The organism is Pantoea sp. GM01 (genome assembly GCF_000282675.1).
GTDB classification, from domain to species: Bacteria; Pseudomonadota; Gammaproteobacteria; order Enterobacterales; family Enterobacteriaceae; genus Pantoea; species Pantoea nemavictus.
Window position 1 is genome coordinate 64,907 of record NZ_AKIU01000085.1, and the last position, 16,685, is coordinate 81,591.

Genomic DNA, 16,685 nt, shown 5'->3' on the forward strand with positions numbered 1-16,685 from the left:
TCACACGCTGTCCCTCTGTTATGTTTATGTATTAGCTGCCAACCGTCGCTAACCAATGGGTGACGGTCTCGGTGGTTCTTCTCTCCTGATCGCACTCCAGCACCAGCGGTTTTTCTCGTTGCGCCGCCGCAGCCAGCGTAGCGAGAATCGCTTCACTGTCGCCGATGCCGTAACCACCGTGGGTAATAAACGGAATGATGCGTTTATTACGGCAATCATGGCTGCTGAGAAACGATTGCACCACCGGCGGCACCGTGGTGCCCCAAATCGGAAAGCCCAGGTAAATCGTGTGGTAGCGATCAAAGTCCGCAACGCGGTTTTTTAACGCCGGTTTCACCTGCCGATCGCGCTGATTTTTCGCCAGCTCAACCGTTTGAAAATAGTCCTCGGGATAGGCCACTGCCGGTTCAATGGCAAAAATATCGCTGTTGAGTTGACGATGAATAACACCTGCCAGTACCCGCGTGTTGCCACTGCGGGAGAAATACACCACCAGCGTCGCGCGATTATTTTGCCCGGGCACGGTGTTAGCCAACGCCGGCTTAAGCACGGCAGCGGAAAACGCCGCGCCCGCCAGCGCGCTGAGTAGCACTCTGCGGTTAGCATCATGCGCATCTGACATGACTTCGCTCCTCTGACATGAAATTTATGGCGTATCTTGCGCCGCGCGCAGTGCGGCTTCCGCGCGCGCAGCGGCCTGCTCTTCCCCGCTGGCACGTAAAATTTGCGCCAGATGCTGCAGCTGCCCACGCGTTAGCCCTACTCGCAAACTGGCACGGGTATGCGATAGCAGCTGCGCTTCAATACCCGGCGTGGCGGCTAAGGCACCTACCGTCGCCAGTTCGCGGCTTTGCCAGTCAAGGTTGTCACGGGCAAAAATATCGCCAAATAGATGACTTTGCAGGAACTGGTTGATCACCGGCGCAAAATCAAACAACGGGCCTTGCACTGGCGCGCCAGAAATTTTGGTTTGGTTAGCAGTGCCTAGCTGACGCAGCGCATCCCCCACCGGAATGGGCTGCACAGGCTCTTTACCCGGTTCATCCTTGATGCCGCGCTGCTCACGCGCTTCGGTCACTTTCATCAACGCGCTCAGCGCATTGAGACTGCGCGGAAATCCGGTATAGGCATACAGCTGCACCAGAATTTCTTTGGCTTCACTGATCGTCAAGCCAGCATCCAGCCCCTGATTCAGCGCGGCATCCAGTTTTTCCATATTGCTGGTTGCCATAAATACCGCCATCAGAGGAATGGCTTGTTGTCGTGCGGAGAGGGTTTCGGACTGATTCGATGACTCATTCATTGCAGGTGTTACTCCCTGGTGAGTTGCAGCATAGGTTGTCAGGTTACCGGCAAAAAGCATGAGTATGGCGAAGGTGAAGGACTTAATCGGCACGGTATTGTTCATCAGTCACTTTCTCCAGCCAGCTCACACTTTTGCCATCCACTCTGCCGGTCACCGCGAGGTGCGTCATGGCACTCTCGGCGCTGGCACCGTGCCAGTGCTTGACGCCTGGCGGGCACGACACCACATCGCCAACGCGAATAGTGCGCACCGGCTGCCCCTCCTGCTGGGTTAACCCTACGCCCGAGGTGACAATCAGGCGCTGACCGGCGGGATGGGTATGCCAGGCCGATCGCGCACCCGGTTCGAAGGTGACATAAGCAGCCGAAGCATTGATCTGGTCATCCGCCACAAACAGCGGATCAACGCGTACCTGGCCGGTAAAATGTTGCGCCGGACCCGAAAGCGCCGCTTGGCTGCCGGCCGGTGTAATCTTTACTACCGGCTCGGCAGCAAAAGATGAGAAAGCAAGGGGCAGTAATAGCCCCAGAAAGCCCGATTTTGCTGTCATGCAATGCGTCCTTTATTTATTGAACGTGGATGCTGCGAGGCATCGATTCTAACGAGGCGCAGATGTCGTCATGCTGACGGGTTGCTGACAATGCTGTCAGTTTTGATCGCTGCGACATCGCGAGCGGCAGCTGACAGCGGCTTACGCTCAGGCGTTAAGGCAAAGGTCAGCCCAAAGGTATTCATTCCATCTTCACTACGCGCGAACACATCACCGCGATGCATGATGGCGACCGCGCGCACAATCGATAACCCCAGCCCGTGATGGGTGGTACTTTTGGCGCGCGCAGAGTCAACCCGATAAAAACGTTCAAACAGTCGATGCAGATGTTCGGGCGCGATGGCGGCGCCGGGATTGGTGACCGCAACCACCGCCTGACCGGCGTTTTCACTGAAGTTAACGCTAATGGAGCTGTGCGGTGCCGCATGTCGCGCACTGTTCTCCAGCAGGTTCGCCAGCGAACGGTGGAATAAGCGGCGGTCGATATGCACCCAAACATCGCCTTCGATCTGCAATTTCAACTGTTTTTCGGCGAAGGAGGGTTCAACATATTCGGCGGTTTTCACTGTCTCTGCGCGCAGGGAAACGCGCGTCAGCTGTGAGGCGTGTTCCCCGGCATGCGCATGCGACAGGAATAGCATGTCATTGACAATAGAGGTCATGCGTTCCAGCTCTTCGAGGTTGGAGCCAAGTAGGTCCTCTAGCTCCGCTGGCGAGCGTCGGCGTGCTAGCCCAAGCTGCGTCTGACCAATCAGATTGGTGAGCGGCGTGCGCAATTCATGTGCGACATCAGCATTGAAACTCTCCAGCTGTCGCCAGGCAATCGCCTGCCGCTCTAGCACACCATTAAAGGCGGCAGCCAGCGGCTGCAGCTCATCCGGTAACCTGGCGGTATCCAGTCGCTGCGTATGATCGCCCGGTGCCAGCTGATGCGCCTGTTGGCTCAGTGCACCAACCGGACGCAAACCAATACGGGATACGGCATAGCCCAGTAGCGCCACGATAAATACGCCGATGGACGAAACGATCAGCAAGGTACGCGTGAAAGCATCAAGCGTACCCATATAGGGCGTTGAGTCGATGGCCACCACGTAGCGCAACGCGGGTCGCTCACCGCGAGCCGCAAGGGTTTTGACCAGCAGAAACAGTGAGCAGGCGTCATCCGTTGCGCCTGGCACTTTATTAAACCCTTCCTGCAAGGAAGCCCAATCCACGCCCAACGGCGGCGCGCCGCCGAGGCTAAAACGCGCATCATCGCTCAAAATCCAGTAACGCACGCGTTCGCCTTCGGCGCTGGTTAAATCGGTAAATTTTCGGGCCAACGTCGCCCAGCCATCGTCTGAGGTGCGCGCCGTGATCCACGGACTCATTAAGGATTCACGAAACAGCAGTTCGTTATGCATCTGCTTTTGCAATGAGTCATGCAGTGAAGCGCGCAGCAGCAAGCCGATGGTCGACACGATCAGCACAATACTCAGCACGAACATCAGTGCGAGACGTACGGAAATGGAACGTTTAATCATGGTGAGGCTCCCGCACTTCCAGCACGTAACCCATGCCGCGCACGGTGTGCAGCAGCTTAATAGTAAAAGGTGCATCAATTTTGGCGCGTAACCGCTTAATGGCCACCTCCACCACGTTGGCATCGCTGTCGAAATTCATGTCCCACACCTGCTCGGCGATCATCATTTTCGACAATATTTCCCCCTGATGCCGCGCCAGCAGGCTGAGCAGCGCGAACTCTTTAGCCGTCAGCTCAAGCCGATTGCCGTGGCGAAACACTCGCCGCGCCAGCAGATCGAGATGCAGGTCATGGATTTGCAGTTGCGTGATGTCGGCGCCATCGCTGCTGCGACGGCGCACCAGCGCCTGAATGCGCGCCACCAGCTCAATCAGCGAAAAGGGTTTGGGCAGATAATCATCCGCCCCCAGCCGCAGCCCTTTTACCCGCTCATCCACCGAGCCGCGCGCCGAGAGCATCAGCACCGGCGTCTGTTTGCTGCTACGAATCCCTTCAAGCACGCGGTAACCGTCGATGCCCGGCAGCATCACATCAAGAATCACCGCGTCATAATCGAACTCAAGCGCAAAGTGCAGGCCTTCTGCGCCGTCAGCTGAGACATCAACGGTAAAACCCGATTCACCCAACGCCCGGCTCAGGTAAGTGGAGGTCTTCTCTTCGTCTTCAACCAACAATAAGCGCATCGCGGGGCTTCCTTATGTCAACCTTTAAACGGTATTTTGCCGGCAGCTCACCAACAGTAAGCTGACAATTTGCTGACAGCGCTGTCAGCCAACGCCCCGGTGAAACTGACAGGGTTGTTATTTTCTGGTCATGATGCTGACAGCCTGGGCGCCTTAAGCTCACCCGACGATATCACTCTCGCGAGCCCACTTTGCAGGCCGCGACTTTTCTCCGGGAGCGAAGATGAAACTCACTGCTATCCATGCCCTGCTGATCGCGGCAATGTCCGTAAGTGCACAGGCCGCTAACGGCCCACAGAACCCTTTCACCCTGGTTTATCACGGCGCCATCACGCAAAACGTGGCGGGCAAGGTCAACATCCATCCGGTGAAGTATGATCTGCACGGGTTGCAAATCGCTGCCAACGTCTATACGCCCGCCAATTACGACCCGGCGAAACACTATCCGGCCATCGTGGTCGCTCATCCTAACGGCGGTGTGAAAGAGCAAGTTGCCGGCCTCTACGCGCAGCGTCTTGCCGAGCACGGCTACATCACCATCACCGCCGATGCCGCCTATCAAGGTGCCAGTGGCGGCATGCCGCGCAGCTTAGATAAACCGGCTAACCGTATCGAAGATATTCATGGCATGGCGGATTACCTGAGTCGCTATCCCGGCGTGGATGCGAAACGCATCGGTTTACTGGGTATCTGCGGTGGCGGCGGCTATGCCCTCAAAGCCGCGCAGACCGATAAACGTTTTAAAGCGTTGGCCACCCTAAGCATGTTTGATTCCGGCCAGGTGCGGCGTAACGGCTATCAGGATTCACAGCTCGCGACGATTCAGGATCGCCTGCGGGCAGCAACCGAGGCACGCAGCAAAGAAGCCACCACCGGTGAAGTCACCTACTCCGGCGATGCCAATCTGACAGATGAGCAGATCGCTAAACTGCCGTTCGATCTCTATCGCCAGGGCTACGAGTACTACTGGAAAACCCATGCACATCCGAATTCAACCTTCCGCTACACCACCAGCAGCCTGCTGGATTTGATGCGCTTTGACGCTCAAAGCAACATGGACCTGATTAATCAGCCGTTGCTGATGATGGCGGGCAGCAAAGCTGATTCGCTTTACATGACGCAAAGTGCGTTTAGTAAAGCCACCGGCACCACCAACAAAAAGCTGTATCTGATTGAAGGCGCAACGCACATCGAGACGTATTGGGTACCGCGTTATGTCGATCAGGCGATGGGCCAACTCGATCCGTTCTTCGACCAAAACATTTAACCGTGAGATTTTACCGTGGCGGCGCTGAGCGCCATCACCGCGCTTGCCACGGTAAACAGTGCGATAATCCACGCCATGGTCCAGGGCGTGCCATCGCTGAGTAGCGCCAGCAGCAACGACGAGATAATGCCGCTGCCGTATTGCAGCGAGCCGATGAGCGCTGAGGCGGAACCCGCCATATTGGGCACGGTATCCATGGCGGCGGCCGTTGAAGTTGCCGCGATAATGCCGTTCATCGAGAAGAACACAAACACCGGCAGAATAATCATCAGGATGCCGCCGAAGTCCAGTTTGGCGCTCAGCGCCAAAATTAACGCAGCGAGGGTGGCGGTGGTCACCGCCATTTTGAGCAGGGATTCCAGCGGATAGCGGTGCACCAAACGTCGGTTCACCATGCTTACCGCCATTAACCCCACCACATTCAGCGCGAACAGCCAGCCATAATGCTGCGCATCAATGCCGAAATAGGTGATGTAGACAAACGGCGAGCCGGTAATAAAGGCGTAAGCCGCCACGTAGTAGAACGCCACGCACAGCGTAAAGCGCATGAAATGGCGGTTTTTCAGCAGGGCAAGATAGTTGCTAAACGCCCCGGTGAGCGACGCCTTTATCCGCTTGTCCGCCGGTAAGGTTTCGGGCAACCAGCACATCAGTATCAACATGACGCAGCCGATGGCCGCCAGCAGCCAAAAAATCGTGTGCCACGAGGTGACTTTGATCATCTGCCCGCCCAGCAGCGGCCCGGCAATCGGTGCAATCGCCATCACCACCATCAGCGTCGAGAGCATCTGCGCAGCGCGGGTGCGGGCAAAGAGATCGCGGATCATCGCGCGTGCCAGCATCGGCCCGGTACAGGCACCCAGCGCCTGAAACACCCGCCAGAACACAATCTGCGTGATGTCGCTGGAGAGTGCGCAGCCGACAGAACCCATCACAAATAGCACCAACCCGATAAACAGCGGCACTTTGCGGCCAAAATGGTCACTGAGCGGTCCCCAGATGAGCTGGGCAATACAGAAGCCGATGAGAAATCCGGTAATGGTCAGCTCGGCGTCGCCGTGCAGCTCTTGCGCCATCAGCGGCATGGCGGGCAGATAGATATCCGTGGATAACGACGTGATCGCCATCAACGCACTGAGAATAAGGATAAAGGGCAAACCGCTTGATTTGACGGTGAAGGAATGCGAACGCGTTGAGGCGTGATCCATGTTGAATTCCAGAGAGATCGAATTCGCCCATAGTAGCGGATGGGATAGTGAAGATAATGGCCTGAAAAAGGATTGGCTCTATGAGTAGGATTCATTAATTAGCGGTCGCCATAAATGGCGTAATGCTCGTCAGTTAAGCAGCGTACTGGCATCGCAGGCCGCCGGCTAACCATCCGGCAGTTTCAGAATGTATGAAGCCGGCGGCCGGGCTAAGGTCCGAAGGCGCGGACCTTAGCAATCCGCGCTTTCGCCGACGTCCTGTCGGCTCATCTGGCCGTCCCTCTGCGCTCGGCGCTGCGGATAGCGCCCAACACCGTCGCCTGTCATTACCGCATCTGATTTGAAATTTTGCAGGCTGAAGATTGTGGGTTACCTGGTCGCCATGAATGGCAACCCTATAGGCGTTACAGCGATGGTAATTCAGGACCAGGCATTGATGCTGCAGCGCGGGTGTGGAGGCGACATCCCGGTCCGCTGAGCGAGTGAGGGATTCCAGGGCGAGTTGCAGGGATGCGGCGAGAGGCGGCGCTGAGCAGGAGCGAATCGCCGCCGGTCCGTCAGGAATCGTGAGGGAGTGAAGGCACCGCGAAGCGGCGGGATGGGCTGGCGCAGGGCCCGGAAGTGCAGAGGGCGTGGCCAGGCGTCCTCTGCTCGGTCGCCGCACGGCATAGCTGAAATTGCCTCAGCCGAGGGCGAACGAAAGCCGCTCAGCGCTTAACTGATCGGCATTACGCCATTTATGGCGACCGGGTTACCTGGTGCGCATTAATGCGCACCCTACAAGTTGAACATACAGCTCAACCCATGCGACACTTTGGCTTATTTCGTTAAAGTGTCTTTTTTACGCCATGAAAACTTTTCTGATTATTGTGCCCGACGGCGGCATGCTGTTCGAAGCGGCGGGCATCGCCGATATTCTGATGCGCGCCAATCAGCATTTACCGACGGGCGTCGATCAACCACGCTATCGCGTTAGCCTCGCCACCACCCAATCGCATCAGGTGATCCACGGTCAATCCGGCCTCAATCTGCTAGCCGACCTAAAACTGGCGGACGTTGATCCGCGCACCGCCTGGGACACCATTATGATCACCGGACGCGGCGACAGCGCTGAAGAGGGCAATATGGTGGTCGATTTCGTTAAGCTGGCGGCACCGCAGGCGCGCCGCGTGGTTTCGGTGTGCGGCGGCGCGATGCTGCTGGCCGAAGCGGGCCTGCTGGAGGGTCGCCGCGCCACCACGCACTGGCGCCTGCTCGATACCCTGCAAGCGCGTTTTCCGCAGATCCAGGTGGAGGGCGGTCCGCTGTATATTCAGGATGGTCCGATCTGGACCTCCGGTGGCGTCAGCTCGGGCTTTGACCTGACGCTGGCGCTGGTGGAAGCGGATTTCGGCTTCAGCGTAGCGCGCAATATTGCGCAGGACATGGTGATGTATCTGCGCCGTCCCGGCGGGCAGATGCAGTTCAGCCGCTTCCATCTGCAAACGCCGAGCGGCATTGGCCCAATCAGTGAACTGCAACGCTGGATCCGCGCCAACCTCGCCGAGGACCTGGCGGTGGAGAAGCTGGCCGAGCGCGTCGCCATGAGTCCGCGTAATTTCACCCGCGTTTTTACCCGCGAAACCGGCGCACCGCCCGCGCGCTATGTGGCGGAAGCGCGCCTCGCCGCCGCGCGTGAGCTTTTAGAACAAACTCATGACACGCTGGAACGCATCGCGCTGGCGACCGGCTTTGGCAGCAGCATCAATCTACGTCGCTGCTTTGAACGTCAGCTGCATCTCACGCCAGGCGAATATCGCCAGCGCTTTCACTGCAAAAAGTTGGCGTAAAGTGATCGTTATTTGGCGTTTACGCCAACGCGTCATCGGCCTAGAGTGACTCCAGCATCTTCGGAAAAGGAGTCAATCATGACTAAGATCGGCATTAACGGCTTTGGCCGTATCGGACGTAACGTTTTTCGCGCAGCACTCGGCAGCGACGATATTGAAATCGTCGCCATTAACGATCTCACTGACAGCAAAACCCTCGCCCATCTGCTGAAACACGATTCGCTGCTCGGCCGCTTGCCCGCTGAAGTAGAAGCGGGTGAAGGCGAACTGCGTATTGATGGCAAATCTGTGCGCGTCTTCAGCGAGCGCGATCCGGCCAATATTTGCTGGCAGGATGTCGGCGTCGATATCGTGATTGAAGCCACCGGCTTCTTTACCGAGCGCGACAAAGCCGCCGTGCATATCACCAGCGGCGGCGCCAAACGCGTGATTATCTCCGCGCCCGGTAAAAATGACGACCTGACCATTGTGCTGGGCGTTAACGATCAACGTTACGATCCGCAGCAGCACTTTGTGGTGAGTAACGGCAGCTGTACCACTAACGGCCTGGCGCCGGCGGCGGCGGTGCTGCATCAGGCATTTGGTATCGAGCACGGGTTAATGAACACCACGCATGCCTATACCAACAGCCAGGTGCTGCACGATCAGCCAGAGAAAGATCTGCGCGGTGCGCGGGCGGCGGCGCTGTCGATTGTGCCCTACTCCAGTGGTGCGGCGAAGGCGCTGGGGCGGGTGATTCCTGAGCTGGATGGTCGTTTGACCGGCTATTCGCTGCGCGTGCCGGTGCCGGTGGTATCGATTGTCGATTTAACCGTGACGCTGAAACGCGATGTCACCGCAGAAGAGGTGAATAACGCCTTTAAAGCCGCAGCGGCGGAAGGCCCGTTGCAAGGAATTTTGGGCTACAGCGATGAACCGCTGGTTTCGAGCGATTATCAGGGCGATGCCCGTTCATCGATTATCGACGGACTCTCCACGCTGGTGATTGGCGGCAATCTGGTGAAAATCCTCGCCTGGTACGACAACGAATGGGGCTTCTCTAATCGTCTGGTGGATTTAGCGCGCCTGATGGCGAAACGTGGATTGTGATTTTAGGTGCGTCTTTCGCGCAGTCTATGCCAGCGAAAGCACACATTGTAGCGGCGCAATTTTTTGCGCGATGAATCGCGCCGCTACGGAATGTGCGGTTATTGAATCGTTGAGCTGTTACTTAAGTCCCATTGCGTCCTTCAGAGTAAAGAACAGATCGGTCTGATCGGTTAATCCCACCACGTTCGCCGCATGCGGACCGTACGCTGCGATGCGCACCTGCGTTCCGGTGTGCTCCTGCGAATCCTCTTCTGAATTGCCGTAGCTGATGGTCATCACCGCGCCATCTTTGGTATTCACCGCTTGCGTCAGGCCCGGTGCTTTGGTGCCGTTTTCCACGATCTGGCTGCTGTGTGCGTGATCGGCGGTCACCACCACCAGCGTATCGCCGTGCTCGCGCGCAAACGCCAGCGCTTCCTGCACCGCTTCATCCAGATCGACGGTTTCACCAATCTGACCGCACGGATTGGCCGCGTGATCCTGCTTATCAATCGATGCACCTTCCACCTGCAAGAAGAAACCTTTGTCGTTAGTGCTCAGCAGATTGATGGCTTTTTTGGTCATCTGCGCCAGCGTCGGCACGGAAGCCGGACGATCTTTGTTCACCTCGCAGGTCACCACCGGTTTATCGATGTTGCCGTGATAGCTGGCCTTTGGTCCCTGCCAGCGCACCGGCATGTTGCCATCGGCGAACAGACCCAAAACCGGTTTACTCTGATCGGCCTGTTGAATGGCATTCATGTCCTGCAGATTATCAATCCACTGATAGCCCAGCGCCTGCGCCTGTTCACGCAGGGTTTTACCCTGATACTCGCCGGCTTTCGCGGTTTCGCTAAAGGATTTCGCACCGCCGCCCAGCGTGACATCTGGGCGGGTTTTCAGCATCTGTTCAGTAATCGATCCTTTACCACCCTGCTCCAGCGCGTTGCCGGGGCACAGCTCGCTGGTTTTCTCCGGACCGTAGCATTTGCGCGAGGTGACATGCGCCATTAACGCAGCTGGCGTGGCATCCTGCAGTTCAGCGGTCGAGACGTTGCCGGTGGCTTTACCGGCGGCTTTCGCCAACTCAAGAATCGTCACCTGATCTTTGCCATTAACATCGACGCCAATTGCACCGTTGTAGGATTTGGCACCGGTAGCCCACGCGGTGGCCGATGCAGCGGAATCCGTCACGTAATTGGGTTTGTGGGTTTTCTTGTCCAGCGAGTAATGGGTGTATTGGCCGGTGAGCGGCAATGCATCCAGGCCGGGGAAGAAACCGCCAGCGCCGCGCGCCTGGTTGCGTGCCGCAGTGATTTCCGAATCGCCCATGCCGTCACCAATCAGCAAAATCACGTTTTTCGCGGTGCTATTGATTAATGAGGCTTTCAGCGCCTCGGTTTGATCGCCGGTAAGACGACGCGCCCCGCCGTGTTCGGTCACATCACCGGTGGCGGCGCGTGAATAATTGGACTCTTCTGCCACTGCTGACGTCGCGACCAGAGAAGCCAGCAGCGTAACCGTAAAGAGAGGTATGTGTTTCATTTATAAGCATCCTTATCCATAGATATAACCAAATGTTTCCGCAGACAAGTCTGCGACAATGCGGTGACATTTTTGTGACGGAAAAGGAATAGTTTGATGACAGAATCGACATTCTGAGCAGGGTAAAGGCAATCCGCTCAGAGCTTAAGCGGATAGAACGAAAGGAGAAAATAGCGCTTGACCCTTTTCAGCGATCTCCCTATAGTAGCGCCCCGTTGACCCAGCGCGGTTGGCAAAAAAATGTGGTGAGGTGTCCGAGTGGCTGAAGGAGCACGCCTGGAAAGTGTGTATACGGCAACGTATCGGGGGTTCGAATCCCCCTCTCACCGCCACATTCTAAAGAAGAGTCTGAACTTATGTTCAGACTTTTTTTTTGCCTATTCTGCAGAGAGAGGGGGATTCGAACCCCCGCCAGGTTCGATACCTGGCGAAAACAAGTTAGACCGTGGATTTTGCTTAATCCTACTCTCTTGCAGATGTGACTAACTCTTGATAGCTGGCGATAAGCTGCTTCAGGTGCATTTCCGCTTGTGTTAACTGGATCTGTGTAGCGTCATTGTGCGATTGCTGCAACACCCGCAGTTCCTCTTCCAGTGGCACCGTTCCGTTGAACGCCTGCGTCATATTGTAGACCGCTGTTTTCAGTTCGCTCACCGTCAGATATTTGCCGCGCTGCTCGTCAAGTCCATTAAGGCGCTGCGACAACATGTTGAGCTGCTCCATACCCTGTTGCCATCCCTGCACATTCTCAACAGGCAGCGTTGCCGCTTTAAGTTGCTTGTTCCAGCGTGCGCTCATCGTTTTAACCGCATCCGAATCAGGCAACAACAGGCTGGCCTGCATTACCAGCGCATTACCTTGCTGTAGATTCCAGTCCGGCGATGCGCCCTGCAGCCAGTTCAGTTGCTGCTGCGTTTGCTCCAGCCATGCACCGTCGTTCAGCCATTCGGGGGGATTAGCCTGGAGCTCAGCAATCATTTCCGGTGTGAGAGGCGCAGCAACTGGTGATACTGAAGCCTGTAATGCCTGCTGCAACAGAGGTTCCTGCTCAGTATTTTTCTCAAAGAAATAGCAAGTGGCGGCAATAAGTGACACGCTCAGCAGCGTTGCGCCTATGCCACTGATAAACGCACGACGGCGCAGCCACCGCAGATCGGGTGCCGGCGCACCCGGAGATGGAACATACACCCAGCCGCTGACTTCTGCACTTGCTAACGCCAGTGCGGGCTTCTCCATCGGAACGACTTCAGGCAGCTTAGCCACGGCATCAGGCGTTGATACATCGCAGTGTTCCAGCATCACTTGTGCACTGCGAATGCGGCCCAGCAGCGGATCAATCTGGCTGAGCTGACGCAGTTCTAGACGATGAAGATGAGCACCGGCCTCGCTAAGCAAACGTGCCGACTGGCTAAGCGCCGTTAAATCTGCTTCGGTTATCGTTTGAGTACGCAGGAATTGCTGCAGCCGACGGCTCAGTCCCGCCAGCAGTTCGATGCGCGCGTGCGCTGAATGCGGCCATAACGTCGGCCAATCGCGGGTAATCAACGCCACCAGCACCGCCAGGCCTTCTGTCATACCTGCCGTTCCTGCCGTGTTCGCACGCGATAGCGTGTACCAAACGGCGCTTTGCAGCTCGACGCCGTTTTTTTCGAACAGCGTTAAACAGAGCACGGAGACATGCGGCCAATCGACATCCGGACGCGCCGGGTGCGTGAGTTTCTGCATTTCCTGACGCAGCGCAGCATATTCTGCCAACGCACGTGGATCGCCGCCGGTTTTGACGAAGCGAGGTTGAGATGAAGTCATTGCAGTGTTCCGAAAAGCCTTAATCAGGCGAAAAAGAAAGTTATTTAGATGGTAAGTTCGCGCCCAGTTTTGCTATCAAGACAACGTTTGGTTGTTGGCTCCCAGTAGGCGTAAATATTTTGGCTGTTGACGCAGCGCTGCATCCGCTCCTGTGGATTATCCACAGTGCGCTGCGGGACTTTATTTTCAGGTTTTTGTGTAGTAATCGAAGGGCGAGGAGTTGTGTGCGAGGTTTTTTCGTTAGCGGATTTCTTTTCTGGGCTTCTCGCTGGCGCTGCTGGTTCGCTTGCGAAGTAGTCAGCAGACTTTCTTTTTGCGCCGTGACAGTGATAGCCGCCATTTTTACGATCGTTATGACAGCCTTCGGAATTAGTTCTGCCTGGATGCGCGTTGACATCATTAACGGCACCGGTACTGAGTAAAACTAGCATTCCGGATAACAGTAATTTCTTCACTTACGACTCCATTAGCTTTTCTCAAACAAAAGCTCGGGCTTCTACATACTGCTGCTGTTTCATATGGCGGATCATCACACGTCCCTCCGGCATAAATTCGGTGCCGAAGCGCACTAATCCGATCTCATTTAGCTCAGCATCAATCGCGTATCGCAGTTCACCGGGTATATTTTGCTCGAGTAAAATGACATCAATACGTTTCAATCTCGGCTCATATTTCAGCAGCACTTCTGAGAGTGTATAAAGCAACTGATGCGCGGTACCTGGCATGCCCTGCAAAATACGAGACATATCCGGCAGACCGTAATCGGGGATGTGTGAAAACGATCCAGCTCGGGCATTAAGAATACGTTGCATGTTATCAAGTACCGATAGGATTGCCTGATCATTTTCAGCCAGACAATCCGCTTCAAATTCTCCTGAAAAATTGCCTAATAGAACTTCATACAATGATGCTTGGGATTCATTCATTTTTGTCACAATGGTTTTTAAAGTTATATTTTACTTACATTATAAATAAAGTAGATTATTTATAAACACAAGCAGAAGAAACAGATGGTAACTTTATTGAATCGATCTCTTCATTAATAGGAAAGAAAAGCTCGTTTCCATTTAATATTGAAAACTCCGTTTCGTCATAGATCAAATTTGCACTCACCCCATAATTAAATGGAGGCTTATAAATTTTTCTTCCACATTGGTCGTATACCACAAAAAGTACCCCATATCATCAAAAACCTTGTAGATGGAAAGGAGAGAAACGGGAATATATTTGTAGATAACTAACTTATAATTTTTGTTTTCACTATGAATTTCATACTGCTCATTATATTTGCCATAACAAATTGAGGATCGAAAAAATATAACGAAGCACAATCCAACGACTAAAGCAAAAATCACTAACAGCTTTACTTTACTTTTTCTCACAACTAAATAAACCTATTTCTTGGCTTGCTATTAACACAATTCAACTCACTAGAAACTTGCTTTTGCTGCCAACTTGAATAAATCGAATTTCAATCGTTTAAAAAGAGTTACTTTCGATTAATTTATGGATATTACATCATCTAAAAAATGAAGAAATACGACTCCACCACCTCATATTGCTAACGGGAATTTCGTACCCAGATGTATAATCACCTACGCCATTAATCGAAAAGAAATCGGCATTTCCAGATTCACCAGGAAAGAAAACGACATCACCTAAAACGCCATCTACGTCAGAAAATTCAAAAGGAGAACTCTGCCCCAGATATTCACCTTTGACCCCATACATGACAATAAAAACATCATTTTCAATTAGTGATTGATAAATTGAAATAGGCGTTGATGGAATAACATCGTAAGATACCACTTTGAATTTACCATCCAGGCTTACTATCTCTTCTACATAGTTAAAACTTCCAAAAAAGAACACCGGTGAAAAAACTAACCACCATAAAAATATTATGGTGAAACAAGAATAATAAAATACAGAACTAGTTTTCATAACTGTCCAACCTTACTTAATCAGCCGTTAAGGAGCCAGGAAAGTTTACGTCAGATTAAGTTTTCACTCATATTAGACTCGTTTTTCTCTACGAAGTAACTGGTTAATTTTTACTTTTAATTCGGATTATACTCATTTCTTATCTATTATCTGATTCAAAACATATTTGCCAGAATGGCCCATTCCATTTTTAATGTTACTAGTCGGAAGGAAAAAAATCACAAAGAAGGGCCTTCCATCACAAATAAAAAACCACCATCATCTAAAATAATTAACCCTTTGAATCAATTTATTTTTTTCTGGAATGCAATGTAGTGATGGTTTTTTTAATATTACTGAGTCAACACCTCCATTAGTGGGAAAAAAGAGTTCAGGCTGAACACCTTCTGAAAACCGGAACCCTCCGTAAATTAAATTAGAGCCAATTCCATAATTGAAATTTGGCTTATAAATAACATCGCCACAAAGATCATAAACTATAAAAAAATACCCCTCAGAATTAATCAACTTATAAATTGAGTACAGTGATACTGGTAACAACCTATAAGCAATCAATTTATATTCTTTGTTTTCACTATGAATCTCAAAAATTTCATTGCGACTGTAATGTAAATATGAGGATGGAAACACACTAACAAAAATCATCATGACAACAAAAAACAATTTTAAAAAAAACTTAACTTTAAAAAAATTCATAACTCGATTACCCTATCCTTAGGTAAAGCATCTATCCATAGTACATCCGATAGGATAATAAAATCACCACCAGAATTGTGTTTACCTTGCCACCTTCTGAAGTCTTTATTGAACACAGGTACAAAACCTGAAAATTCTCTTGCTAGTACTCCCCATAATCCTGAAGCATAGGAAGACATATACAAAGCCGATTCAATTTTATTCAAAATCCTTTCTTTATTCCATATACCTAAGGGTTCCGATGTTGAGTCTTCATCCACAAAATCATACGTATCCTTTAGATAAAAACCTAACTTCTCAACAATAAAATAACATTTATCCTGCTCTAATGTGGTGAATCCTTGAACACATACTTTTAATGTACTTGTGCCCATAGCACCATACCATCCATCTACACTATCGAGCAAACCACCAATTGTCAGATAATTAACCTGGGCCTTAGATTCTAAATATTTAACATCATTATCATACCCAACCCTAATACATTCCTTTTGATAATACCCTAGCTTAGCCAATTTGGCCTTAAGTTCTCGCCTACCATTTTGACTATTCCACACCCTAGATAATTTAACAACTCCTTCATTAACTTGTTTATATGACATAGCCCATGACATTTTAACGATATCAGTATTTAGCTGAGAAGAATTGATGAGGTTAGGATCCATCATTAGCAGTTCGTTCTTTGTTTTTTTTGTAAATTCAAATGCTGGTTCAATGCTAAACCAATGTTGCATGAGACTAGCCGCAGTTTGCCAATTCATCTTATCCATAGCATTAGGGATCATATCAATATGGAAGAAATCAACTTCAACCTGCTTTTCTGTCTGACTTTCATTCTTAGATGTTAAGGTCGTTGCAACAGTCATTATTTTGTACCTGCTCTAATCTGGAACACATAGTCAAGCATCAGTGATTCTTCACGGTCGGTTCTTATAAGAGCGGTTTTAACTTTATCAGTCTGGCCTTCAATTCGCCCGGTTTCGGCAGTTAAGGCCCATGCGAATTCAATATCTTCCGCTCCAGTGTGGGTATCAGTTATTTTGAAACACGCTGAATGTTCTCCGCATGAAAGCGCTGGTAAAGCAGACTGCATCGCTGAAATATTTACTTCCGCTTCCCGCACCACCGCCTTATGCGTACGCTTAATCTTCCGCAGGTACGTCGCCTCGGTGCCGTACTCAATCCGCCCGGCCTCCAGCTTCAGGTAACTGCCGCCGCCTATCAGCACGATGCGCTTTTTACCGGCGAACAGGATGTCCTG

16 protein-coding genes, 2 tRNA genes and 1 pseudogene are annotated in these 16,685 nt (G+C 52.3%); 4 read left to right on the plus strand and 15 right to left on the minus strand.

All coding sequences use genetic code 11. From position 1 onward, the window contains the following. Positions 1-31: 31 nt before the first annotated feature. From PMI17_RS21885 to PMI17_RS21905, 5 genes are all read right to left on the minus strand, one after another. A complete protein-coding gene (locus PMI17_RS21885) occupies positions 32-622 on the minus strand; it encodes a flavodoxin (RefSeq protein ID WP_007892940.1) in 591 nt (196 codons plus the stop codon). A 24-nt stretch (positions 623-646) separates the two neighbouring features. Next, complete coding sequence (locus tag PMI17_RS21890; protein WP_007892942.1) at positions 647-1,408, minus strand: carboxymuconolactone decarboxylase family protein; 762 nt, start codon at positions 1,406-1,408, stop codon at positions 647-649. Continuing rightward, positions 1,386-1,856 (minus strand): cupin domain-containing protein, encoded by a 471-nt coding sequence (locus tag PMI17_RS21895; protein WP_007892944.1) that lies wholly within the window; start codon positions 1,854-1,856, stop codon positions 1,386-1,388. The genes PMI17_RS21890 and PMI17_RS21895 overlap by 23 nt, the downstream gene beginning before the upstream one ends. 68 nt (positions 1,857-1,924) lie before the next feature. Next, the gene (locus PMI17_RS21900; RefSeq protein WP_007892945.1) at positions 1,925-3,379 is read right to left on the minus strand and encodes a heavy metal sensor histidine kinase; all 1,455 of its coding nucleotides are present in this window, start codon (positions 3,377-3,379) and stop codon (positions 1,925-1,927) included. Further along, positions 3,372-4,061 (minus strand): heavy metal response regulator transcription factor, encoded by a 690-nt coding sequence (locus PMI17_RS21905; RefSeq protein WP_007892946.1) that lies wholly within the window; start codon positions 4,059-4,061, stop codon positions 3,372-3,374. The genes PMI17_RS21900 and PMI17_RS21905 overlap by 8 nt, the downstream gene beginning before the upstream one ends. Positions 4,062-4,284: 223 nt before the next feature. Between PMI17_RS21905 and PMI17_RS21910 the strand changes: the two genes are divergently transcribed. Next, entirely contained in the window at positions 4,285-5,328 is a 1,044-nt protein-coding gene (locus tag PMI17_RS21910) for an alpha/beta hydrolase (RefSeq protein ID WP_007892947.1), read from the plus strand. Here the strand turns inward: PMI17_RS21910 and PMI17_RS21915 are convergent. Then, positions 5,325-6,536: a multidrug effflux MFS transporter gene (locus tag PMI17_RS21915; protein ID WP_007892948.1), complete on the minus strand. Its 1,212-nt coding sequence runs from the start codon at positions 6,534-6,536 to the stop codon at positions 5,325-5,327. The genes PMI17_RS21910 and PMI17_RS21915 overlap by 4 nt on opposite strands. Positions 6,537-7,384: 848 nt before the next feature. Here PMI17_RS21915 and PMI17_RS21920 point away from each other — a divergent pair. Next, on the plus strand, positions 7,385-8,365 hold the full coding sequence (locus PMI17_RS21920) for a GlxA family transcriptional regulator (protein ID WP_007892949.1): 981 nt from the start codon (positions 7,385-7,387) through the stop codon (positions 8,363-8,365). A 78-nt stretch (positions 8,366-8,443) separates the two neighbouring features. After that, on the plus strand, positions 8,444-9,454 hold the full coding sequence (gap, locus tag PMI17_RS21925) for a type I glyceraldehyde-3-phosphate dehydrogenase (RefSeq protein ID WP_007892950.1): 1,011 nt from the start codon (positions 8,444-8,446) through the stop codon (positions 9,452-9,454). Between the two features lie 117 nt (positions 9,455-9,571). Here the strand turns inward: gap and phoA are convergent, their stop codons facing one another. Continuing rightward, positions 9,572-10,978, minus strand: coding sequence for an alkaline phosphatase (gene phoA, locus PMI17_RS21930; RefSeq protein WP_007892951.1), 1,407 nt, complete (start codon positions 10,976-10,978; stop codon positions 9,572-9,574). A 244-nt stretch (positions 10,979-11,222) separates the two neighbouring features. On the opposite strand from phoA, the gene PMI17_RS21935 reads away from it, so the two are divergent. Continuing rightward, positions 11,223-11,310, plus strand: a tRNA-Ser gene (locus PMI17_RS21935). 53 nt (positions 11,311-11,363) lie between these two features. Here PMI17_RS21935 and PMI17_RS25440 read toward each other — a convergent pair. The 8 genes and pseudogenes from PMI17_RS25440 to PMI17_RS21965 form a co-directional block, all read right to left on the minus strand. Beyond that, positions 11,364-11,449 (minus strand) — tRNA-OTHER (locus tag PMI17_RS25440). After that, complete coding sequence (locus tag PMI17_RS21940) at positions 11,441-12,784, minus strand: VasL domain-containing protein (protein WP_007892952.1); 1,344 nt, start codon at positions 12,782-12,784, stop codon at positions 11,441-11,443. Before PMI17_RS21940 ends, PMI17_RS25440 begins: the two co-directional genes overlap by 9 nt. Positions 12,785-12,828: 44 nt before the next feature. Beyond that, positions 12,829-13,239, minus strand: coding sequence for a DUF1283 domain-containing protein (locus PMI17_RS25445; RefSeq protein WP_007892953.1), 411 nt, complete (start codon positions 13,237-13,239; stop codon positions 12,829-12,831). 21 nt (positions 13,240-13,260) lie between these two features. Beyond that, complete coding sequence (gene tssE / locus PMI17_RS21950; RefSeq protein WP_007892955.1) at positions 13,261-13,710, minus strand: type VI secretion system baseplate subunit TssE; 450 nt, start codon at positions 13,708-13,710, stop codon at positions 13,261-13,263. Positions 13,711-14,302: 592 nt separating this feature from the next. Further along, a complete protein-coding gene (locus tag PMI17_RS25450; RefSeq protein WP_007892958.1) occupies positions 14,303-14,728 on the minus strand; it encodes a DUF6201 family protein in 426 nt (141 codons plus the stop codon). Positions 14,729-14,986: 258 nt separating this feature from the next. Next, positions 14,987-15,424, minus strand: coding sequence for a hypothetical protein (locus PMI17_RS24550; protein WP_007892959.1), 438 nt, complete (start codon positions 15,422-15,424; stop codon positions 14,987-14,989). Next, the gene (locus PMI17_RS21960) at positions 15,421-16,290 is read right to left on the minus strand and encodes a DUF6402 family protein (RefSeq protein WP_007892960.1); all 870 of its coding nucleotides are present in this window, start codon (positions 16,288-16,290) and stop codon (positions 15,421-15,423) included. The genes PMI17_RS24550 and PMI17_RS21960 overlap by 4 nt, the downstream gene beginning before the upstream one ends. Further along, positions 16,290-16,685 (minus strand): annotated as a pseudogene (locus PMI17_RS21965) (type VI secretion system tip protein VgrG); the annotation flags it as partial. The gene PMI17_RS21960 and the pseudogene PMI17_RS21965, both read right to left, overlap by 1 nt.